At 53.4% G+C, this 21,661-nt stretch carries 25 protein-coding genes; 2 read left to right on the plus strand and 23 right to left on the minus strand.

Translation table 11 applies throughout. The annotated features are described in order from the left end of the window. Window positions 1-219: 219 nt before the first annotated feature. The 9 genes from M655_RS25720 to M655_RS25760 form a co-directional block, all read right to left on the minus strand. Entirely contained in the window at window positions 220-570 is a 351-nt protein-coding gene (locus M655_RS25720) for a type II toxin-antitoxin system PemK/MazF family toxin (RefSeq protein WP_005830205.1), read from the minus strand. 3 nt (window positions 571-573) lie between these two features. Beyond that, the gene (locus M655_RS25725) at window positions 574-873 is read right to left on the minus strand and encodes a CopG family ribbon-helix-helix protein (protein WP_025845698.1); all 300 of its coding nucleotides are present in this window, start codon (window positions 871-873) and stop codon (window positions 574-576) included. Between the two features lie 178 nt (window positions 874-1,051). After that, window positions 1,052-2,254, minus strand: a complete 1,203-nt coding sequence (gene alr, locus M655_RS25730; RefSeq protein WP_007776941.1) for an alanine racemase — start codon at window positions 2,252-2,254, stop codon at window positions 1,052-1,054. 2 nt (window positions 2,255-2,256) lie between these two features. Then, window positions 2,257-2,697 carry a hypothetical protein gene (locus tag M655_RS25735; RefSeq protein WP_005830198.1) on the minus strand — a complete coding sequence of 147 codons (441 nt, stop codon included), beginning with the start codon at window positions 2,695-2,697 and terminating at the stop codon, window positions 2,257-2,259. 338 nt (window positions 2,698-3,035) lie between these two features. Beyond that, window positions 3,036-3,632, minus strand: coding sequence for a hypothetical protein (locus M655_RS25740; RefSeq protein WP_286085930.1), 597 nt, complete (start codon window positions 3,630-3,632; stop codon window positions 3,036-3,038). Then, window positions 3,626-4,150: a hypothetical protein gene (locus tag M655_RS25745; RefSeq protein ID WP_286085931.1), complete on the minus strand. Its 525-nt coding sequence runs from the start codon at window positions 4,148-4,150 to the stop codon at window positions 3,626-3,628. The genes M655_RS25740 and M655_RS25745 overlap by 7 nt, the downstream gene beginning before the upstream one ends. 206 nt (window positions 4,151-4,356) lie before the next feature. Then, on the minus strand, window positions 4,357-5,394 hold the full coding sequence (locus tag M655_RS25750; RefSeq protein WP_005830195.1) for an outer membrane lipoprotein-sorting protein: 1,038 nt from the start codon (window positions 5,392-5,394) through the stop codon (window positions 4,357-4,359). Between the two features lie 243 nt (window positions 5,395-5,637). Further along, window positions 5,638-6,024, minus strand: a complete 387-nt coding sequence (gene acpS / locus M655_RS25755) for a holo-ACP synthase (RefSeq protein WP_007776935.1) — start codon at window positions 6,022-6,024, stop codon at window positions 5,638-5,640. Window positions 6,025-6,149: 125 nt separating this feature from the next. After that, window positions 6,150-6,317, minus strand: a complete 168-nt coding sequence (locus tag M655_RS25760; protein ID WP_005830192.1) for a gamma-type small acid-soluble spore protein — start codon at window positions 6,315-6,317, stop codon at window positions 6,150-6,152. 217 nt (window positions 6,318-6,534) lie between these two features. On the opposite strand from M655_RS25760, the gene M655_RS25765 reads away from it, so the two are divergent. Further along, complete coding sequence (locus tag M655_RS25765; protein ID WP_007776929.1) at window positions 6,535-6,786, plus strand: glutaredoxin family protein; 252 nt, start codon at window positions 6,535-6,537, stop codon at window positions 6,784-6,786. Between the two features lie 21 nt (window positions 6,787-6,807). On the opposite strand, the gene M655_RS25770 is transcribed toward M655_RS25765, so the two are convergent. The 6 genes from M655_RS25770 to pstB (M655_RS25795) form a co-directional block, all read right to left on the minus strand. Beyond that, the gene (locus M655_RS25770; RefSeq protein WP_005836907.1) at window positions 6,808-7,143 is read right to left on the minus strand and encodes an ArsR/SmtB family transcription factor; all 336 of its coding nucleotides are present in this window, start codon (window positions 7,141-7,143) and stop codon (window positions 6,808-6,810) included. A 95-nt stretch (window positions 7,144-7,238) separates the two neighbouring features. Further along, the gene (locus M655_RS25775; RefSeq protein WP_026558267.1) at window positions 7,239-8,813 is read right to left on the minus strand and encodes a GMC family oxidoreductase; all 1,575 of its coding nucleotides are present in this window, start codon (window positions 8,811-8,813) and stop codon (window positions 7,239-7,241) included. A gap of 49 nt (window positions 8,814-8,862) precedes the next feature. Next, on the minus strand, window positions 8,863-9,462 hold the full coding sequence (locus M655_RS25780) for a gluconate 2-dehydrogenase subunit 3 family protein (RefSeq protein WP_026558268.1): 600 nt from the start codon (window positions 9,460-9,462) through the stop codon (window positions 8,863-8,865). A 6-nt stretch (window positions 9,463-9,468) separates the two neighbouring features. Next, the gene (locus M655_RS25785; RefSeq protein WP_005834680.1) at window positions 9,469-9,861 is read right to left on the minus strand and encodes a hypothetical protein; all 393 of its coding nucleotides are present in this window, start codon (window positions 9,859-9,861) and stop codon (window positions 9,469-9,471) included. 108 nt (window positions 9,862-9,969) lie between these two features. Next, the gene (locus M655_RS25790) at window positions 9,970-11,268 is read right to left on the minus strand and encodes an arsenic transporter (RefSeq protein ID WP_026558269.1); all 1,299 of its coding nucleotides are present in this window, start codon (window positions 11,266-11,268) and stop codon (window positions 9,970-9,972) included. 76 nt (window positions 11,269-11,344) lie between these two features. Next, window positions 11,345-12,097 (minus strand): phosphate ABC transporter ATP-binding protein PstB, encoded by a 753-nt coding sequence (pstB, locus tag M655_RS25795; RefSeq protein WP_005834683.1) that lies wholly within the window; start codon window positions 12,095-12,097, stop codon window positions 11,345-11,347. A gap of 210 nt (window positions 12,098-12,307) precedes the next feature. On the opposite strand from pstB (M655_RS25795), the gene M655_RS25800 reads away from it, so the two are divergent. Next, a complete protein-coding gene (locus M655_RS25800; protein WP_026558270.1) occupies window positions 12,308-14,335 on the plus strand; it encodes a methyl-accepting chemotaxis protein in 2,028 nt (675 codons plus the stop codon). Between the two features lie 169 nt (window positions 14,336-14,504). Here M655_RS25800 and pstB (M655_RS25805) read toward each other — a convergent pair whose 3' ends face one another. The 8 genes from pstB (M655_RS25805) to M655_RS25840 form a co-directional block, all read right to left on the minus strand. Continuing rightward, window positions 14,505-15,278, minus strand: a complete 774-nt coding sequence (gene pstB, locus M655_RS25805) for a phosphate ABC transporter ATP-binding protein PstB (protein WP_007776906.1) — start codon at window positions 15,276-15,278, stop codon at window positions 14,505-14,507. 15 nt (window positions 15,279-15,293) lie between these two features. Beyond that, window positions 15,294-16,184 carry a phosphate ABC transporter permease PstA gene (pstA, locus tag M655_RS25810; protein ID WP_007776903.1) on the minus strand — a complete coding sequence of 297 codons (891 nt, stop codon included), beginning with the start codon at window positions 16,182-16,184 and terminating at the stop codon, window positions 15,294-15,296. After that, on the minus strand, window positions 16,185-17,132 hold the full coding sequence (gene pstC / locus M655_RS25815) for a phosphate ABC transporter permease subunit PstC (protein WP_005835479.1): 948 nt from the start codon (window positions 17,130-17,132) through the stop codon (window positions 16,185-16,187). 94 nt (window positions 17,133-17,226) lie between these two features. Then, window positions 17,227-18,168 (minus strand): phosphate ABC transporter substrate-binding protein, encoded by a 942-nt coding sequence (locus tag M655_RS25820; protein ID WP_005835481.1) that lies wholly within the window; start codon window positions 18,166-18,168, stop codon window positions 17,227-17,229. 220 nt (window positions 18,169-18,388) lie between these two features. Further along, the gene (locus tag M655_RS25825; protein ID WP_007776898.1) at window positions 18,389-18,937 is read right to left on the minus strand and encodes a GerMN domain-containing protein; all 549 of its coding nucleotides are present in this window, start codon (window positions 18,935-18,937) and stop codon (window positions 18,389-18,391) included. 14 nt (window positions 18,938-18,951) lie between these two features. Continuing rightward, the gene (locus tag M655_RS25830; RefSeq protein WP_005835486.1) at window positions 18,952-20,589 is read right to left on the minus strand and encodes an N-acetylmuramoyl-L-alanine amidase family protein; all 1,638 of its coding nucleotides are present in this window, start codon (window positions 20,587-20,589) and stop codon (window positions 18,952-18,954) included. A 175-nt stretch (window positions 20,590-20,764) separates the two neighbouring features. Further along, window positions 20,765-21,184, minus strand: a complete 420-nt coding sequence (locus tag M655_RS25835) for a hypothetical protein (protein WP_005835488.1) — start codon at window positions 21,182-21,184, stop codon at window positions 20,765-20,767. 93 nt (window positions 21,185-21,277) lie between these two features. Then, window positions 21,278-21,535, minus strand: a complete 258-nt coding sequence (locus M655_RS25840; protein ID WP_005835490.1) for a hypothetical protein — start codon at window positions 21,533-21,535, stop codon at window positions 21,278-21,280. Between the last annotated feature and the right edge of the window lie 126 nt (window positions 21,536-21,661).

Below are 21,661 nucleotides of genomic sequence, written 5' to 3' on the forward strand. Positions count from 1 at the left end.
CAAAAAACCCCTTCCGCCCTCACTTAATAGGTAGAAATAATGAAATGAATGCGATCGAAGTTTTTTTCTCTACCTCGGAAGTAATAGCAAATCGTGTCACTTTTTGTCTACTATTCTCACCAAACACATTCGCTACACATACAGCGATTCCTGCCCCCATAGCAAAAAAACCACTTGCTTCACCCAAGTGGCTTTTCCTCTCCAGTGCCTGATTCATTTTTAGAAATCAATGAGTCCCAAGCTGATTTGCAAAGACTCATTGACCCGATCCATCATCTCGTCGTCAAGATGGGTAATCTTATCAGTCAGCCTCTGTTTGTCAATGGTTCGTATTTGTTCCAACAAAATGACGGAGTCACGATCAAATCCATATGTTTTTGCGTCAATTTCCACATGCGTAGGCAGTTTTGCCTTCTGAATTTGGGCCGTAATGGCGGCGACGATGACCGTCGGACTAAATCGATTTCCAATGTCGTTCTGAATGACTAAAACAGGCCGCACGCCTCCTTGCTCAGAGCCAACGACCGGTGACAGGTCCGCGAAAAATACATCGCCACGTTTGACAATCACTGGTCACACCCCGCTAACTAAGCGGACAAGAGTATGGTCAGCCTCTTCTTCAGCGCCAAAAGCCTCCGATGCCATTTTCAGATTAATCTTCGCCATCTCCATATACCCTTTTTGCATTGTCTCGCGGATCGTACGTTTTTTACGCTCCTTCAAATACAAATGCATCGCCTGGCGAATGAACTCGCTGCGATTGGATTTCTCCTTTTGAATGACGCCATCCACTTCTTGTAGCAAGTGTTGCGGCAAACTGATCATGATGCGTTTCGTGTTTGACTTCGACAAGACAAATCCACCTCCAACCATGACCGTAACTTCCATCTACCATGCCAGTTCTTGAAAGAACAGCCAGCATGAACAATACCATTATGTCGAAACCATTGCAAAAATATACCTATCCGTACGCTTTTCAGGCAAAAAAGCCCACATTTGCGCTTAACTAATATTCGCGCTCCAATACAAAATTCCTGCTGGTTTTTGTTTGCTAGTTATTTACACTTTTTCCTGGCGCGTGTTTCATCGCCAATGGATGGAACACTTCGGCCACTTCCTTGTTGCGAACATAGACGCGCGGAATCCGGTAATTCAGCATGCAGGGAACTTCGTAGTTGATCGTTCCGAGCAAAGCGGCAACCTCATCCAGCGAGATTTCCTCGTCTCCCTGCTTACCGTACAGAACGATCTCCTCATCGACCTGCCCTGCGCCCGGCTCCAGCCTGACCATGATCTGGTCCATGCAGACTCGCCCGACAATTGGATAGCGGGAACCATTGTACAACACTTCTCCCCGATTGGACAAGAGGCGGGAGTACCCGTCTGCGTATCCGATCGGCAGCGTCGCGATCCGCTCGCCAAGCTTTGCTGTGTACGTAGCGCCATAGCTGACCGTAAACGGCTCTACAGCGGTCTTTACATGCGCAATTCTGGTTTTCAGGGAAAGAGCAGGGACAAGAGGGACGTCCGCTCGCTCTTTCATGTACGGAGAAGGATACAATCCGTATAAACCTATGCCTAAACGGATCGTATCATACCCCCAATCGGGAAAAGCGATCGCTGCCGCCGTATTGCAGCAGTGAACTTTCGGCAACTTTTTCCCTTGCTCGCGCAGCGCCTGCAAAAAGGATTGAAACGTCTCGTGTTGTCGTCGCACATGGGTCGTATCCGGTTCATCCGCGCAGGCAAAGTGCGTGAAAATGCCTGTCCATTCCAGCTTGGCGCTGTTTTCAAGCGCCGCTACCACTTCGAGCAAATCATCTGTCGTCCGAACGCCCAGGCGTCCCATGCCTGTGTCGGTTTTGACGTGCACACCGACAGGGCGAAGCTCAGCCTGTTCCAGCCGCTGATTCGCTGAAACGATCCATTCCGGGCTGTACGCCGTCAGTTCTACATTCAGCCTGCTGGCTTGCTCGACCGAATCAGCCGGGGTGTACCCGAGCACCAGTATCGGCGCGTCTATGCCCGCTGTCCGCAGGATGATCGCTTCATCGAGCATCGCTACTGCCAAAGAGTCGGCACCGCTTGCCAGCGCCTCTCTGGCGACATGCACAGCGCCATGACCGTAGCCGTCTGCCTTGACGACAGCCATAATGCCCGTGCTTTTCGGCAAGTGGCCGCGGAACGTCTCGACATTGGCCCGGATGGCGTCCAAATCAACCTCAACCCAAGTGTCACGACAAAACGGTTTCATTTCTATCTCCTCTTGTTCCCTTTATGATAGTAAAACAAGCGCTCATTCAAATGGCTGAGAAACTGCCTGGAAACCATCAGCGATTCTTTTTTGCCTCCCAAACGGTAGAAATGGCGGCCTTCGTAAACTTGCTCCACTTCTGACAGCGGGTAGCTGGTTTCTTTGCCAGAGATGCTGACAATCAGGTGAGTCTTCGTCAGCTTGTACACAGGACGCATGGTCGCCTTGTACAGGAACGGTGCCAGGCCGACGACCGCAATGGCAATCGCAAAGGCAAGCACTTTGAAGGTCGTGTCATTGCTCGGAAAAAACTGGGCGAGAATCATCATGCCCAAAACGAAGGCGACAGTCTCTGCGATGCGCATACTCCAGCTTTTTCGCAACAGCATGTCCACGTAGGTCGACTCTTCCTGGTACAAAACATCGGTAGACGGTTTTTTCATCTTACAGCATGCCACCTCATTACGGTATAAGTTACCTTGAATGTATCGTGTTTTCCTGCTGCGTGTCAATTCGGGGTTTGTCCTTTTTCCTCCTGCACACGCGAGCTTACAGGGGCAAATCGGCCGACTGCGCGCGATCCCGGAACGTTATTTTGCGTGGCGAAAGATATCTCGCCGGACGCGGCGGGAGAAAGGCGAGCTTCAAACGCTTGTCGCTGCCCGAAAAGCATGCAGTCCGGCCTGCCATATGCGGAGGAAGGGAGACGGAGACGGAGACAGCGACAGAGACGCAAAAAGCCAGGCGAGATGTGCTCCCGCCTGACTTGTTTGCAGCGCTGTTATTGCTCGCTCGCTGTGCCTTGCTCTTCTTTTTTCAGGTCATGTTTGCGGATGGCGATTTTCTCAAAGCTGCCTTCCACCATTTTTTGCACCATGGAAGCCAGCTCCTCGCTGCGCTTGTCCGCTTGCTCCTGCGTCAGCTTGCCTGCTTCGACCGCTTCCTTCAATTTGGCTTCCTGTTCTTTTACCAGCAGGGCTACCACATCATCCACGGATACGCCTTGCGCTTCCGCTACGGCTGCCAATGTCTTGCCTGCTTTCAGCTCTTCTTGCAGTTTGGCGGCGTCGAGTTTCAGCAAGGACAGCAGTTCTTCGTTTTTGTCGAGGCCAAATCCGAAGCCTTTGCCTGGTCCTTTGCCCGGATGCGTGTTTTGCACCATTTCTTTTACGCGCTCTGCTGCGTTTTCGTTCAGTTTATCGGCTTGTTCCTGTGTCAGCTTGCCTGCTTCCACTGCTTCTTTCAGCTTGGCTTCCTGCTCTTTTACCAGCAGGGCTACCACATCATCCACAGATACGCCTTGCGCTTCCGCTACGGCTGCCAATGTCTTGCCTGCTTTCAGCTCTTCTTGCAGTTTGGCGGCGTCGAGTTTCAGCAAGGACAGCAGTTCTTCGTTTTGTCGAGGCCAAATCCGAAGCCTTTGCCTGGTCCTTTGCCCGGATGCGTGTTTTGCACCATTTCTTTTACGCGCTCTGCTGCGTTTTCGTTCAGTTTATCGGCTTGTTCCTGTGTCAGCTTGCCTGCTTCCACTGCTTCTTTCAGCTTGGCTTCCTGCTCTTTTACCAGCAGGGCTACCACATCATCCACAGATACGCCTTGCGCTTCCGCTACGGCTGCCAATGTCTTGCCTGCTTTCAGCTCTTCCTCCAGCTTGGCTGCATCCAGCTTCAGCAAGGACAACAGCTCAGTGTTTTCTTTGAAGGAGATTCCTTTCGCGAATCCGCCCGGGTGACCCAGCTTGTTGAATGCGAACTTCACCTCTGCCGGTTTGTTCAATTGCTGTGCTTGCGCCTCTGTTTGCGCTGTATCTGCTGCCAGGGCGCTGCCCAAGCTCCCGATACTCAGAACCGCTGCCATCGTGCCCAAAAGCATACCCAGTTTTGCTTTGCTAAACATATTTGCTCAACCCTTTCATCTGCTGTAGTTATGTACCGCATCTCCCTGGTACAAGTCCAAGTGTACAGGGGCTTTATTAGATTCCTGTTTGAGAAAAATGGAAAACTTGCGGGAAAGTCAAGGAGTATTTGTAAGAGCCAAAAGCTTCCCCTATGCACAAAAAAAGAGGACGGTCACGCCCCGTCCCCTCTCCCGTATTTTCTTTCTTATTTCCCGCCGAGACCATATGTCGACTGGGCGACATTCACCATCTCTTCTTCAGGCAAATCGCCGGCGATCGTAAATTCTACTCCGTCCAGCTCCCACGTCAGAAGTCGCGTGTTTTCACCCGTTTGCGCCAGCACCCCAACCGTAAAGCCGAGGTTGACCGGCATGCCCTGTTCATACGAGACGGATGCTTCTGTCGGACGGGCTTCAATCAGCTTGTAGTTGTAAGCTCCCTTGTAATTGAGGATGACCGTTCTCACGCCGTCGCGCGTGACAGGCTCGATATCGCCCTGTTTGACTCCTTCCGGCACATACGTTGGAACGATGACGCCAAACTGGCTGTTCGGCTGCTGGGCAACCTGTCCATTCGCCCCTGCCATGGTAGGAATCGCCGTCAACGAGCTGGTCGTCATGTTGCGATCTTTGTCAAAGGCATCCTTGTCAAATGTCGGATTGAACGAAAATTCGGTAAAGTCGATTTTCACCAGCGGCTTCATGCTCGAATCCATAATCTCTGCATGGGTAGGCTTGAAGTCTTCGGTCAGCCAAATTTTTTGCTTGGTCAGAGAGCGATTGCCGGTGTAATTGGCTTTCACCTCAAACACGTACTGCTTTTCCTCCATCTTCATCTGACGCTCCGTGTCGTCGATGATACTCTTCGCCAGCGTCTCGTACAAATACAGGGGGCCGTTGTTTTCCGGCCATCCGCTCTGGAAGCGGAAGCTCTTGTTCAGATGTGGAGTCAGTACAAATACTCCCTCGTTGTTGCGCAAAATGATCTGCGTGATTCCGCGCTGTTTGGAAGTAAGAGCTACCCGATAGTTGGTGGGCTTTTCATACCAAACCTGAACGTCGTACTCCATTGGAGTAGAGCCCGTCTGCATGGTCAAAACTGCCTGAGACTTGTACCCGCTCATTTTTCCCAGCGTCCCGTTCAGGTCACTCACCACATCTTCCGGTGTTTTCTGACCGAAGCAACCGCCGAGCAGCAACGTAAAGACCAACAATAACACCAGTGGTAAAGCTGCCCTCTTCATTCAATGAACTCCTCCTTGTCAACTTTTTCGACAAAGAAGGGCACCCCTGTCTATTTCCTGGGAAATCTGTCAGTCTTTCGCCTCTGGCCGCGCTCATCGTGTCAAAATGCTGTACTGGGTACAAAAGGACGCGATATCGCTTGATCGGCTGAAGACTTACCCTTCCTGTGTAAGAGCAGGTAGTCCCTCCTGATCTACGCGATATAAATGTATGTCCATCCTCGTCCCAATATGCAGACAAGTTTACAGCTCTTCCACAACTACCTGTGCCATGGCGTGTGTCTGACTGTGGGAAATGCTTACGTGTACGCGAACGCGCTGCGGGTCCAAACCGAGCCTGGTCAAAACGTCGCCGTCTACTCGCATCATCGGCTTGCCCGTCTCGCTCGGGGTAATTTCCATATCCAAAAAGCCGAGCGCATGGCCGATGCCTGTCCCGAGCGCTTTCGCTCCGGCTTCCTTCGCCGCAAACCTGCCCGCCACCATTTCCGCTTGTCTCGATTCCGCTTTGCCAGCCAGCAGCTTCTTTTCTGCTTCGGTCAAAAACCGTCCGATCGCCTTTTCCTGTCGCTTCATCAAGGCGGCGATCCGCTCAATCTCCACGATATCCACGCCAATGCCGATAATCATGGGACTCTCGCCCTCCCAGCTTGTAGATTCTGCTGTCACAGTACCATCCTCCTCGGCCTTTTTGCAAGCGCGGATGAAAAAACGAAAAAACCCCCGCATATAGCGAGGGTTGTTGTCCATAGCTACTACTCAGTAGCTTGACCTGCTTGTTGGCCGGATTTTTGAGCGGATTGCTGGTTTTGACGACGAACTTCCGCTACGTTTGTTTCGCTCGCGAATTCAGTCGCAGTGTTTTGCGCCTGAGCTGCTTGGTTTGCTTTGTTCAAACCGTTTTGCTTGTTTTGTTTAGGCATCGTTCCATTCACCTCCTCGACGTCACTGAATATAATTTGTACCGCCCCCCTCGCTGGTATCCATCCTCATTTTTCCAGATCGAGGCATCACAGAACGGCGCGGACGGCTGCGTCCTTTTCGGGCAGGACGGGGCATCCTATAACTGTTTTGCTGCGCAGGAAATCCGTCAGCAACCGCGAATTATGTTGTTCGACTACACTTGAGAGGAGCACCTGTATGGCTCAAACCGTTATTGTCTATACCCAAACTACGTGCGGCCCTTGCCAGGAAGAAAAAATGTGGCTGGCATCCCAAAACGTCGCTTTTGAAGACAGAGATATCCGCAAAAACGATGCGTATTTCCAGGAAGCAATCAACCTTGGCGCCAGCATGACCCCTGTTACGTTTATCGAAAAGGAAAACGGGGAGCAATTCGTCATTCACGGCTTCGACAAGGAAGAACTAAAAAAAGCGTTGGATCTTAACTGATCCAACGCTTCCTACGACCGATCAGCCGAAGGAAGGTTCACTCTCGGCTGATTTTTGTTTGACAATCGGTGACATATCCGGCAAGTGTGACAAGATTTGCTTGACTGCAGGAGAGCATTCTGTATTAACGGAGTAAAATACCCATGGTCCCTTGCGACGCTCTTTGACCAAACCATGTGTCTTTAGCTTAGCTAAGTGCTGGGAAACAGAGGGTTGGGAAGTTTGCAGAATCTCCACGAGATCACGGACACACAATGATTGCACTTGCAGAAGAGCCATGATCGTCAAGCGCGTCTTGTCACCAAGCAGCTTATAAACCTCGGACAAAAACAAAACCTGCATCAAATCCGTTTCCATACGAACCCACCTTTGCCTTGCATATCTGTTTCCCAGTATACTATATGGCTTATAAGATGGGGAAGATATGAACGTAAAAGTTCCTTGAACACTTCTTAAACATCGCGTTGCCGCATCGCTTCGACCAGCTTGTCTGCGGTGCGCGCAGCCAGCGCCATTACTGTATTTGTCGGGTTGCTGCCACCCGATGTCACGAACGTGGAAGCGCCCGCTATGAAAAGATTGGGAATGTCGTGCGACTGCCCAAATTCATTCACAACCGATTGCGCAGGGTCGTTCCCCATCCGGCAGCCACCCATCAAATGCGCGGTATCGGAGACGACGTGCTCCGGCTTGCCGCCCATGGCTTCCATGATCCGGTTCATTTGGCCGATCGCATGCTGATAGAGTTTGCGATCGTTTTCCTGATAGCTGAAAGTGACCTTGGGCACCGGCATTCCGTACTCGTCTTTTTCCCCGCTGAGCGTGACGGCATTGTCAGGGTGAGGCAAAACTTCGCCGACAAGCGTGATTCGCCCGTACATGTTGTAGTCGAGCATCGTTTCCCGCAGTTGTTTTCCCCATAAAAAGGTCTGGTCTTCCCGCTCCGTCGCAATTGCCCCCGCCATGGAAACAGGTCTTGCCCCGTGTGCGCTCAAGGTGTACCCTCTGGCAAAGCCGCGTTCCCGGTCTGTCTCGTAAAAATGCTGGGTCAGGGCAAGCACTGGCGTCCCTTTGTACAGGCGCACTTCTTCCGGGAGGCGGCCGTAGACGTCATGGCTGGAATGCGGCATGATCGCCTTGCCTACCCAGCCGCTGGAGTTGGCCAGCCCGTCGGGAAAGCGCGAGGTCGCGGAATTGAACAGCAGCCTGGGCGTCTCCACGACAAAGCCGGCGAGGATGACGACCCGCGCCATTTGCCGATGCATCAGCCCGTTGTGCGAGAACAAGACGCCGCTGACCCGGTCGCCAGCCATGAGAATTTCCGTGACCATACAGTCTGACAGCACCTCGGCCCCTTCCGCAATGGCCTTCGGAATATGGTGGATCAGGCCGCTGTATTTGGCGTTGGGCATGCATCCCTGGTTGCAAAAGCCGCGGTTGATACAGGGCGGACGTCCGTCGAACGGAGCCGACAAAATCGCCAGCGGAGCGACCACACTCTCGATCCCGAGCTTGTCGCAGCCTTCCCGGAACAACTGCGCATTCGCGCTGATCGGCTCGCGGACCGGGTAAGGGTAGGGTCCCTGAAAAGCGCCCCAAGGAAAATGGCTCGGGCCAGAAACGGCAATTTCCCGCTCGATCTTGTCGTAGTACGGGGCCAAATCGCGGTACGTGATCGGCCAGTCTTCCCCTACGCCATCTATCGTTTTCGTCATAAAATCGCTCTCGTGAAACCGCAAAAACACCCCGGTAAAATGCACCGTTCCTCCGCCGACTCCCCGGCCGGAGTTGTTGTGCCCGAGGCGCAGAGGATCGTTTCCCGCTACCAGCCTCGTCTCCTGCCAGGCCAGACGCTGCATCTCCAGTTCGTCGCTGGCAAAGTCGCGCTGCGGGTCCCAAAAAGGCCCTGCCTCCAGCACGACGACGCGCAAGCCAGCTTTTGCCAGCTCATATGCCAGCACGCCTCCTGCGGCTCCCGCTCCGACGATGCATACATCCGCTCCGTCGGCGTATTTCCTGTTTTCCATCTGCCGTGTACCGCGTTCCTGGCTATCGCCTGCGCGCTGCTCCTGCTCTTTATTCGCCATTTGCCCTCGCCTCCCATGGGTCCGTCAATCCTTTTTCCACACGCACATAACCGCGGGGATAAGCAGGCCCGCCGTAGCCGATATCTGACCAGACGAGCGGATGCGAGTAATACGCCTGCACTGTGTCATGCAGCAGCTTTTTGAAAAAATCGACGGGAGCGACCTGGCTCCATGCCTCTGTATCCTTGCCGTTGCCCGTGGAGATTTGCCTCAGCACCTCCTGCTGTTCTGCGGCAGAAAGCGCGCCAAATTCCGTCCCGTACCCGGCGTGGCTCTCCGCCTCCACCCCTGCCAGTCCCAGACGGTACAGCTCTTTTTTCGGCGGAACCCCGACCTTGCGCTGCGCCTCCCCGATCGCGCTCGCCAGCGAATCGTCCAGGTGCGCGACAACAAAGGTCAGCACCTCCAGCCGATAGTCGTCGACGAGGACGCTTACGATTGCCTGCAACAGCAAAGCTTCCGCCTGCTGCAAGTACCGATGGGCAACCTGCGGCATTTTTCTGGCTCCAACGACTTGTCTCGTGTGAACGTCCCAGTTTTGATGCTGCTCCCACACGTCATAGGAAGGATAACGTCTATGCTTGGCCATCTATCTTCACCCCCAGAAAAGGGCAAGAAGCCCCAAAGCCGCGATGGCAGTAATGAGCAGAGGCAAAATGACGGGCGGGCCGACGAGGAAGTTTTGCGATTGCGAAAAGCCTCCTACCCGCTGTCTGACTCCGGCAGCATGCAAGTAAGCCCCGTACACGCCGCCGCCCATCCCGACGAACATCATCAAGGCAAACACTACGCGCAGCCATCCCGCATTTACGAACGATAAAACAATCGCCGTCACCGCAAAAATAGGCAGCTCAATGACAGGCACCCACATCGCCCAATGGCGGAAGTTTTGCCTGGAATGAAAAAGGGTGACCTGCACGGCAATCAAGACAAACGCCAGTCCCGTAAACAAAATGAGCACACGCTCTATCGGCCAGCTCTGCCACATGGAAACATCCTCCTTTTTACGCACGTTGCGCCTATTTTTCCCCTGGCCGCCTCTCTTATTCCGGCAAAAAGAAAAAGCCTGCTGAGCTGTTGCATCAGCAAGCTTTTGTCATTGCTCGTTTCCCAAAACAAGCATCAGGTACAGCCCGAGCAAAGCGATCAGCAAGGTCGGTACCGTCAGCACGATCCCCGTACGAAAGTATTGCCCCCAGGTGATTTTGACCGCTTTGCGCCCCAGCACGTGCAGCCAGAGCAGCGTGGCGAGCGAGCCAATCGGCGTAATTTTCGGCCCCAAATCGCTTCCGATGACGTTGGCGTAGATCATCGCTTCGCGAAAGACGCCTTCCGCCTGCGTGCTGCCAATCGCCAATGCATTGAACATCACGGTAGGCAGGTTGTTCATCGCCGAAGACAAGACAGCGGCAATCAGCCCCGTCCCGAGCGTCGTCGCAAGCAAACCGTACTCCATCAGCGTATCGAGCGCCGCTTTTACCAGATCGGTCAGCCTCGCATTGTGCAAGCCCCAGACCACGATATACATCCCGACAGAAAAAATGACGACGACCCACGGCGCCTCCTGCATGATTCGGCCCATGGCAATCGCCTTGCTTTTTCGGGCGGCAAGACAGAAGACGAGGGCGGCGGAAGCAATGATAAACGACACCGGGACATGGATGGACTCGCTAATGAAAAAGCCGAGCAAAAGCACAGCGAGGATCGGCCACGCCAGGCGGAACAGTCTTGCATCACGAATGGCTTCACCGGGTTGTTTCAGTTGGGACAAATCCACGTAATGCGGGATGCTTTTGCGATAATAAAGGAATAAAACCAACAAACTCCCTGCTACGGAAAACAAGGTAGGCAACACCATCCGCACCGCGTACTCGGCAAAGCCGATGTCAAAATAGTCGGCGGATACGATGTTGACGAGGTTGCTGACGACAAACGGCAACGAGCTGGTGTCCGCGATAAAGCCGCTGGCCATGACAAACGCCACAACCGCACCCCCGTCCAGCTTGAGTGCCCGAACCTGCGCGAGCACAATCGGAGTCAGAATCAGCGCCGTGCCGTCATTGGTGAACAGGGCCGACACCAATGTCCCGAGCAAAATGACGTAGGCGAACATCAGCCGGCCATTTCCTTTTGCCAAACGGGCCATGTGCAAGGCCGCCCATTCAAAAAAGCCGATCTCGTCCAGCAGTAGCGAAATGATGATGATGCCGACCAGCGCAAACGTGGCGTTCCAAACGATCGAGGTCACTTCGGCCACATCGTCGAGAGACACCACGCCCGTCAACAGCGCCAGCACCGCTCCCCCGACGGCGGGATAGCCGATCGACAAGCCTCTTGGCTGCCAGATGACCAGCGTCAACGTGACGATAAAAATGAACAAGGAAATCCAGACCACCTGCTATGTCTCCCCTCCATGCAAAAAAGAGCGAACCCGCAAGCGGGCCGCTCCTCTACCTTACTACAAACAGTTGTTATCCGAAACGGCCAGTAATGTAGTCTTCTGTCCGTTTGTCCCGGGGATTTTGGAAAATCGTTGGCGTCTGGTCAAACTCGACAAGCTCTCCGTTGAGGAAAAACGCCGTTTTGTCGGAGATGCGCGCCGCCTGCTGCATGTTGTGCGTAACGATGACAATCGTGTACGTGTCTTTCAGCTCCTCCAGCAACTCCTCGATTTTGGCTGTGGAGATCGGGTCGAGAGCGGATGTCGGTTCATCCATCAAAATCACCTGCGGCTGAACAGCGAGCGCCCGGGCGATACAGAGCCGTTGCTGCTGCCCGCCGGACAGCCCGGTTGCGGGCTTTTTCAACACGTCTTTCACCTCGTCCCACAGCGCTGCGGCCTTGAGGCTTGTCTCCACGATCTCGTCGAGCTTGTGGCGATCCATCAGGCCATGCAGGCGCGGTCCGTACGTGACATTGTCGTAGATGCTTTTCGGGAACGGATTCGGGTGTTGGAACACCATCCCGATATTTTTGCGCAAGCGCTCGACTTCCACGCTGGAACTGTAAATGTCTTCATCGAACACTTTTACCACGCCGGTGATTTTCGTATTTGGCACCGAGTCGTTCATCCGGTTCAGCGTTCGCAAAAACGTGGACTTCCCGCAACCGGACGGCCCGATCAGCGCGGTAATGGAATTCGGCTCAACATCGAGATTTATATTGTAGAGGGCTTGTTTGTTACCGTAGAAGAGATTTAACTCTCTCACCGAAATAACACTCATGCGTCCTTCGCTCCTTCGCGGTTGTAGCATCTGTCTTCCCAACCACTATAGCGTGCGAATGTTATGCTTTGATGTGAAGTATATTAAGTTTCCTTAAAGTTTTAAAGCCAGGTAAAGTTATGGTAAATGTTTCTGACAAACCATATACGCTCCCCATAGTACCCCCTACAATAAAGCTGAACGTTTTGTCGAATAAGGGGAGAGCATGTAATGCCGAGAAAAATACGAACATTGGGCAACACGTCGTTTCAGTACCGTTCGATTTTCACCAGATTATTTTTCGGGATTCTGACCATGGTTGTCAGCATGATGGCGATCGCCGCTTTTTTTATCAGTTATCAATCCGAGAGCACGCTCAACGAAAAGACAAAGCAGCAGCTCCACGATGCATCGAGTGCCGCCTTGCAGGAAGTGAACAGCCGCGTCCAGTCCATCATCACCGCCTTGGCTTCCTATGCTTCCACGTACAAAAACAGCAAGGTCACGAACAGTCAAAGCTTCGGCATTTTTACCGACATGGTGAACAACAATCCAACCATTTCCGAAATACAAGTCGTGACAGCAGACGGGCACTATTTGACCTTCCCCGGCTCGCCGCTGGACAGCTCCTACGATCCGCGAACAGCCGACTGGTACAAAGGCGCCTGGGACAAGCCAAACGCATTCGTCTCGGACGTCTTTCAGTTTTCCGCCACGGAATTTCCGAAGATCGCTGTCTCCATGGCTTTGCGCAACGAGGAGGAAGAGCCTGTCGGCGTCGTCGTGGCCTTCGTCTCCGTGCCGAAGCTCAGTGAATCAATCGGACAGATCAAGCTGGGGCAAACCGGATACGCCATGATTGTCGACCAGCAAGGGAAGCTGCTCGCTCACCCGGATAAAGCCTACGCCCTGCAGCGCCCGCTCCTGACCGAGCTGCCTGTCGTCGCCAATGTCATTGCGGGCAATTCCGGCTTTGAATCGTTTCATATAAACGGCATGGATGCCTTTGCCGCCTACAAATTCGACCCGGCGCTCAAATGGGGCATGATCGTCGTGCAGTCCGTATCCGAGGTCAAACAGGAGGTGCGCCGCCTGCAGTTGACGATACTCGCGGTCTCCCTCGTCGGATTAGGCTCGTTGGCATTGCTGCTCTACTTGTACGTCCGCAAGATTATCAAGCCCGTCAAAGAGGTGCAGCAAAAAATGACGGCGTTCAGCGAAGGCGACCTGTTTCAGACGATGCACGTCCAGACCAACGACGAAATCCGCCAGCTCGCCGACAGCTTCAATCGGATGAGCGGGCAAATCCGCACCATCATCGGCAAAATCCAGCACGTGATCGCCGACGTCAAACAGGTGGCCGAGCATGTGGGCAAAGGCTCGCGACACTCTCACGCCATGCAGACAGAGGTCGTCTCCGTCACCGAGCGGCTGGCGCAAGAAATGGACAACCAGCAGGTGCAAATCGACGACATCCACGCCACGATGGCCGGAATTACAGCAGAAATGACACGCATTACACAGTCGATGGAAACAGCGGTCAGGCAAAACGAAAAGTCGCGGGAGCAGAGCGCCAAAGCGGCTACCTCGATTGATTTGCTGAAGGACAACATGCAAAAAATATCGACAGACATGAAAGCCTCCCTCCAGGCGATGGGCTCGATGCGCGAGAGCATGGACGACATCCGCGAGATTCTCGGCTGGATCTCCTCGATCTCCCAACGAACGAAGCTGCTGTCTTTCAACGCCCGCATCGAAGCATCACGAGCCGGCCAGGCGGGACTCGGCTTCGGGATCGTCGCGGACGAAATTCGCCTCCTGTCTGAACAGACAGAAGAAGCGACGGCCCGCATTCAACAAGTCATCGCTTCAGGGGAAAACCGGATGGAACGGGTGGCCGCATGTCTGGAAACGACCGATCACGCCACGGTCAACGGCATTTCGACGCTGCATCAGGCAACGGATATTTTCCAGCAAACCTTCGCCATCAGCGAAGCGCTCACCGCGCAGCTTGAAACGATCAGACATCTGGCCGAATCCATCGCAAGCCAAAGCCAGATCATCTCCCGCCGCGTGGACAGCCTGGCGGATTCCGCCCAGGAAGTCGTCTCGGGCACACAGCAAGCGGTCGCGGCCAACCAGGAAAGCCTCTCCCTCTCGGAGCAGTTCCTGCACGATTCCGAGCGGCTGGCGGGCATCGTGGAAGATTTGGAGCAGGAAATCCACTTCTTCCGGGCAGTGGAAAAGCCTTCTGCATAGAAGGCTTTTTTCTTGTACGATTGCACATCTGTAGAGAAACAGGTAGGAGAAAACGTCGGCCCCGGCAAGCTGCACGGCGCTATAGCACACCCATTCCAGACTGCGTTGCACCATGCAAAAAGCCCTCCGTTTGCGCGTCAGGCGCAAGGAAGGCATTTTTTTGTACGGTTCAGCCAAAACGGCCGCTAATATACGCTTCGGTCTTGTCGTTTTCCGGCGAGGTGAAAATTTTTGCGGTCTCGTCCATCTCGATCAGCTCCCCGAGCAAAAAGAATGCCGTTTTGTCCGAGATGCGGGCCGCCTGGTGCAGATTGTGCGTCACGATCACGATCGTGTACTCTTCCTTTAGCTGCGTGACCAGCTCTTCAATTTTCATCGTCGAGATCGGGTCGAGCGCGGAAGCCGGCTCATCCAGAAGCAAAATCGTCGGCTGCATGGCAATGGCGCGGGCGATGCACAGGCGCTGCTGCTGTCCTCCTGACAGGGAGAGCGCAGAGTCGCGCAGACGGTCTTTTACCTCGTCCCACAACGCCGCTTTGCGCAAGCTCGTCTCGACCAGCTCATCCAGCTCGCGGCGGTCTGTCATTCCGTGAAAGCGCGGAGCGAAGGCGATATTTTCATAAATCGATTTAAAAAACGGATTGGCGCGCTGAAACACCATTCCGACGATTTGCCGCAAGCTCTCGATGTTGACCTGCTGGCTGTTGATGTCAATGCCGTCGACGACGATGGAGCCTGTGACGCGGCAGGAAGGCACGAGATCGTTCATCCGGTTCAGGCTGCGCAAAAGCGTGGACTTCCCGCAGCCGGACGGCCCGATAAAGGCCGTCACCGAGTTGCGTTCAATGTCCATCGAAATATTTTTGACCGCTTGCTTATCCCCGTAGTAAACCGAGACATTGTTCGTCTGAATAATCGTATCTTGCATGGTGAGTACGGACATCGCTATCACCTCTCCTTAGTTGGAACCTGACGTCATCTTTTTGTACACCCACGTCCCGAACCAGCGGGCCGAGACGTTAAAGAGCAGCACGGCAATAATCAGCACAGCGGCAGCGCCATCCGCCACGTCGCGCGCATCCGGCGTCAGCCCTTCGCTGTTTACTTTCCAGATATGCACAGCCAACGTTTCGGCCGGGCGGAACGGATTCAGCGGCGAAGTCGGGCTGTTCAGCGAGAAATCAGCAAAGTTCAGGTTCGGTGAAGACATCCCTGCGGTAAACAGCAAGGCAGCCGCTTCCCCGAAGACGCGTCCGGAAGCGAGAATCGCCCCCGTAATGATCCCAGGCAAAGCCGCCGGAAGAATGACGGAGACAATTGTCCGCCATTTGGTGATGCCAAGCGCCAGGCTCGCTTCTTTTTGGCTGCGCGGCACGTTGCGCAACGCATCCTCTGTCACGCGCACGAGCAGCGGCAGGTTGAAGACGGTCAGCGCGAGGGCACCGGAGAAAAGCGTATAGCCCCAGCCTGTCATGTTTACGAAGACGAGCAAGCCAAACAAACCAACGACAATGGACGGCAAAGAAGAAAGCACTTCTATACTCATGCGGATAAACTGCGTAAACTTGTTATCCGGCGCGTATTCAGCCATATAAATACCTGCTCCGATTCCAATCGGCAAGGCGATCAGCATGGTCAAGACCAGCAAATAAAACGAGTTGAACAACTGCGGACCAATCCCGCCCCCTGCATTGACGATATCTGGCGGCGAGGTCAAAAAGTCCAGGTTCAGCTTGTGCCAGCCTTGCGTCAAAATGAAGCCGAGCAAGCCAATGAGCGTGCCGATAATCAAAGCGGCAATCAACGTCAAAACGATCGTAGCAACGCGGTCCATCAGTCTCGCTCTCATCTACTTCACCAGCCTCTTTCTGCCCAAAAAGCGCAAGATCATAATGAAGACGAACGACATCAGAAGCAGCAGAAGCGCCATGGACCAGAGTGCATTGTTGTACGGGGTTCCCTGAATCGTATTCCCCATGTTCAGCGTGATGCCGCTGGTCAACGTGCTGATCGGGTCCAAGAGACTGCCCGGAAGCTTCGTCGTGTTCCCGATGACCATCTGTACGGCGAGCGCTTCGCCAAAAGCGCGAGCCATCCCCAATACAACCGCGGTCAGGCAGCCGGGAAGCGAAGAGTGCAGCACCACATTCCAGATCGTCTGCCAGCGTGTGGCTCCCAAAGCGAGAGAAGCGTTGCGCAAATCTTGCGGTACGGCTTCAATGGCGTCTGTCGCCACGCTGGTGATCGTAGGCAGGATCATCAGGGCAAGCACAAGCCCCCCTGCCAAAAGACTGAAACCAAGAACGTCAAATTGTTCGCGAATAAAAGGAACCAGAAGAGTAAGACCAACATATCCGTACACAACGGATGGAATGCCAACCAAAAGCTCGATCACCGGCTTCAACACTTTTTTGCCGAAGCCCGGAAAAATTTCCGTCATGAAAATAGCCGCCCCGATCCCGAGCGGTGCCGCGATCAACGCAGCCAAAGCCGTCACCAAAAACGATCCGAGAATGAACGGGAACACACCGTAAAGTGCAGGCTCGCCCTCCGGGTCCCATTTCACCTGTGTTAAAAATTCGCTGATACTGACGCCGTCGACAAAAAAGGTGGACAGCCCTTTTGAAGCGATGAAGTACGTAATCGACAAAACGACGATGACCAGCAAGGCCGCACAGACCATGGCAATCGTTCGGCCCGTCATGTTCTCTGTAAATTGACGTTTGTTATATGTCAGCATTTTTCGCGCAATCAGCGATTGGCGATTTGTCTCTACCCCTTCAATACGATGGTTCATGTTCTCCCTCCCAGAAAGAAAACGGCTTTCGCGCAAGCAAAATGAGGGGTAAGGCCCCTCCACCCCTCTATTTTGCTGTTGACCCGTGAGTGTCTTATTTTTGTGTTACTTTTCCTTCAGCGTCGCGTTCTACTTTCATGTCTGTGATTGGCAGGAAGCCCAGATCGACAATCGTTTTCTTTTGCACTTCTTCAGACAGGATGTAATCCAGGAACGCTTTTGCGTTGCCAGTAGGCTCGCCTTTTGTGTACATGTGCTCGTATGCCCACACTGGGTATTTGTTCGTTGCGATGTTTTCTGCGTTTGCTTCCACGCCATCCAGTTTCAATGCTTTTACGGAGTCATTGAAGTAGGACAGAGCCAGGTAGCCGATTGCGCCCGGTGTTTCGGCAATGATTTTGCGAACAGTACCGGAGGAATCCTCTGTGATGCCTTCTGCTTCTTCTTTTCCGTCCAGTGCGAATTTGCTGAATGTTGCACGAGTACCGGAAGACTTCGGACGGTTCACCAGCGTGATTTTCATGTCATCGCCGCCAACTTCTTTCCAGTTGGTGATTTTGCCAGTGAAGATGTCGATCAGTTGTTGCTTGGTCAGGTTGTCTACTTTTACTTGCGGGCTAACCGCTGCTGCCATTCCGACAACGGCTACTTTATGGTCAACCAGTTCGTTTGCCGGAATGCCTTTTTTCTCTTCTGCGAAAATGTCGGAGTTACCGATTGTTGCTGCGCCGCTTGCTACCTGGCTCAGCCCTGTTCCGCTTCCCCCGCCTTGTACTTGAATTTGTACACCTTGATTTTTCGCCATAAAGTCTTTGGCCGTTTGCTCGACCAGAGGCTGCAAAGCGGTGGAACCAACTGCTGTGATCGGTTCACCGGATGTTGTTGTAGTCGAACCAGAGTTGCTTTCCGGAGCCGGGGTAGCTGGTTGTTGCTGCGCTGGTTGTTGTTGCGATGGAGCCGCACTGTTGCTGCCACATCCGGCGAGCAGTGCCCCTACAAATGTCAGCGCCATAAACATTTTGCTGAGTTTTTTCATTGGATGAAAATCCTCCTTAACAGGTTCGGTTTGTTTTTCTCTCTTACAAGTACAAACTATACAGGTCGAATGTTGTAGGATTGTGATGCGATTGTTAAGCTTTTTTAAAGATGGAGCCAACCCTGTATAAAACGAAAACAAGCCGCTTGACGAAACAGCAAAAAGGCGGCACAGCCTGGATGCTACCAGGTTGTGCCGCCTTCACTCGGCGATTGCCTGTTTAGTTGTCGCGCGTCAATGGCTCCGATACATCGACATGGCCCATCAACGATTCGACTTTTTTGCCATCTTCCAGGAAGACGATTTGCTTTACTTCCGGGAACTGAAAAAAGGTTTTCTTCAGCGCGTCCAGCGCCATCCCTTCGCCGCTTGAGCCGAGGTTGTACTGGTTTTTGCTGTCGGCATCAATCGTCAACGTGCCATCCGCAAAAGTGATGTCATGGTATCGGAAGTCTTTCCAGAGCGGAAAGTGCTCTTCTGCTTTTGTCGGCTTCTCCAAAAGCGAGAGGGTTTTCTTGTACTTTTCGATGTCTTCTGCAAAAGTGATTTCTTGTTCCTCTTTTTGCAGCTCCATCAGGTCGCCGTCGGAATAGTAGACGGTAACGACCTGTTTGTTGAGTGTCGGCTCTGCTGTCGATGGGTCAGTGTTCGTGCCAGATGGCTGTTCAACAGGTGCCGTAGGCTGCGGTGCAGGAGCCGCATTTTGTCCGCAACCAGCCATTAGCAGCACAGCCAAAGCCGCCACCCAGATCATCCGACTTTTTTTCATCGTGAAAGCCTCCCTTACTGATAAGACTGATAGTATTCACGGATAGCCGCAACGAGGGCTTTCGCGATTTTGTCCTGGAATGCAGGCGAGGTCAGCAGCGCATTTTCTTGCGGATTGGACAGGAAACCTGTCTCTGTCAACACGGCTGGCATTTTCGTGTTCTTGATAACGTAAAAGCCGCTCGCCTTGACTCCCCGATCCGGGAACTGCGTTGCTCCTTGCAGGTGCTTGTGCACCAATTGCGCAAACGTCTTGCTGTTTGCATTGTAATAGAAGGTTTCCGTACCGCCTGTCGTCGGTTTCGGGAACGAGTTGGCGTGAATGGACAAGAACAGGTCCGCCTCCAGCTCATTCGCGATTGCCACACGCTCGGACAGCTCGTAGAACACATCTGTCGTGCGCACAGGCACTACTTGAAACTCCGGATATTGCTTCAGCAAAGCGACTACTTTGTTGGCGACAGCCAGCGTGTAGTCTTTCTCGTGGTTGCCCGCCACGCCCAATGCACCTGGGTCTTTTCCGCCATGACCCGCGTCGACTACGATCAGGTAGCCTGTTTTCTTAGGCTTGGGCGTCAGCTTCACTTCAATGCCGTCTTTTGTATAGGCCAGATTATACTCGCTCTTCTGGTTCAGCTCAATCACGACACGCACGGTCTCTGGCGAAGCACTGTACTGGCTGTACCGCAGGCTTGCGATCAGCGGCTCTTCTTTTGGCTCGCTGGCTGCTGACTGCTCGTCCTCTTCGCCGGAAGAAGCTGCTTGCTTGCGCTCCTCTGACTCTCCGATACTGCCGTTTTCTTCGTTCTTTTTCAACTCTTCCACCAAATCGTCCGCCAAAGCGGTTTGCGGGAGGTCCAGCACGATGCGATGGGGGCCTGTGAGCACAAAAGAATTGGCCTGCACGGGCAGCTTCATCTCAATATGTACGCGATCCCCATCCTTTGTAACACCTGTCAGCCGATTGAGTCTTTCGATTTCAAGCAGATTCTTTTTCTTGTTCCAAGTGATCGAACCGCCTAGCTCGTCCTCTACTTGCTCAATTGGAAGAACCAGTTGACTGTCGATCGTCATGCCGCGTTCCGGGCGATTCCATACAAAGCCTTTTTGTCCGACCTGCTCCGCGACCGCATCGGCAGACACGTACATGGTGTCCGACACTTGATACAGCTTGATCGCTTTTTCAGGAGCACGGCCGTTCAGCGTAACCTGTGGCGTTTCGTTAGCAATGACGGTGCGGGAGCTGTTGTCCCACCCTACAGTGATCCCGAGCGATTCCCCGACAAACCGCAGAGGGAGCAGCATGCGCTGCTGGGAGATGACAGGCGGCGTATCCAGCTTTACCTGCTTGCCGTTCAATAGCGCTGTGCGCGAGTCCAATGTGAGGGAAAGCTGCGTCGTACCCCGTGTAATCACCGCTGTCCGCTTCGCTTCGTTCCAGGCGACATCCGCGCCCAAACCTTCTGCGATGACACGCACGGGAACCAATGTCCGCCCGCTCTTGATGACTGGTGGCACGTCCGGGGTCACTGCTTGTCCACCGATCATCAGGTTGACGGCTTCCTCAGTTGCACTACTTGCCGCAGCCGCCCAACCGGGGATAAGCAGCAGGACCAGCAGCGCCAGAAGCAGAGGGTAAAATCGTCTTTTCATCCTGACCTCCTCCGTGATGTCTGTTCTGTTGTGTGGCGTTAGACCATTGTGCAACGTTCACCATTCTATTAGACGCGTCAACATCTGTAAAGTTTATAGTCTTTTCGTACCAAAAAGACAAAAGACTGCTCCTTTTTGACAAAGAAGCAGTCCAGAAAACCAAGAAAGTTGTCGATTAGCGAAACAACCCGCGCCGTTCTCGTCTGCTCACTTCTTCTACAGGCGCTTTCAGCATGTTCAAGCCGCCGTTGGCGATAAACTGTTGAATCATGGACAGGACGGCCGGATTGGACAGCACTTTGATGGAATCGGCCACCTTCGGATTTTTCAGTTGCGGGATAGCCCCGCTCAAATGCGGCAGCAATGGCAGCAAATCCTCAATGGAAATCGCAGGCTTTGCTTTCTCAGGGACGGACTGCACGGGAATCGGACGCCGGCGCGGTCCAAACAGAATGCTGCGCCGCGGCCCCTGATTGGGAGCGGCCTTCAGCCTTCCGAGCGTATCCTTCATGTCCTGCAGTTCTTGCTTCATCTGGCTCATCTCGCGCATCACCTGAGCATTGCTCACATTGTGCGCATCCGCCAGCTTGTTCATCGTCTCTATCAGTTGCCCCTGGGCACCGGCCTGTTTCTTTTTCTTTCTCGTTTTGGCAGCGATAATCCCACCTCCCTCCTGGTAAGCCCCCCTTTATTTAAAGCGCTTTTTCAGGCTGTCGATGTCTTTGGCGTTGACGCCTTTTTTGGAAAGCTTGTTCAGCAGGCTGCCGACGTTTTCTGTCTTGGACATATGCCGAAACTGCGCCACATATCCGTTCAGTTCCTTATCCGTGAAGTTTTTACCGGCTTTTTTGCCCAAATCGCGGATGACTTCCTTCAAGCCTGCATCCGTCTTCAGCTTATCCTTGGGAATTGACCTTACAATACTGAGCAGTTTGCCAATATCCACAGCGATCCCCCCTGGTTGCAGTTTGTTCCTTTTTACTCTATGTAGCCAGGAGCACAATGGATTGGTCATTTGTCCATGCGGGAGAAAAAAAGAAGAAGGGCAGCGGCACCCCTCTTCTTTGAATCA

This window comes from Brevibacillus sp. NSP2.1, from assembly GCF_000470975.2.
Taxonomy (GTDB): Bacteria; Bacillota; Bacilli; order Brevibacillales; family Brevibacillaceae; genus Brevibacillus; species Brevibacillus agri.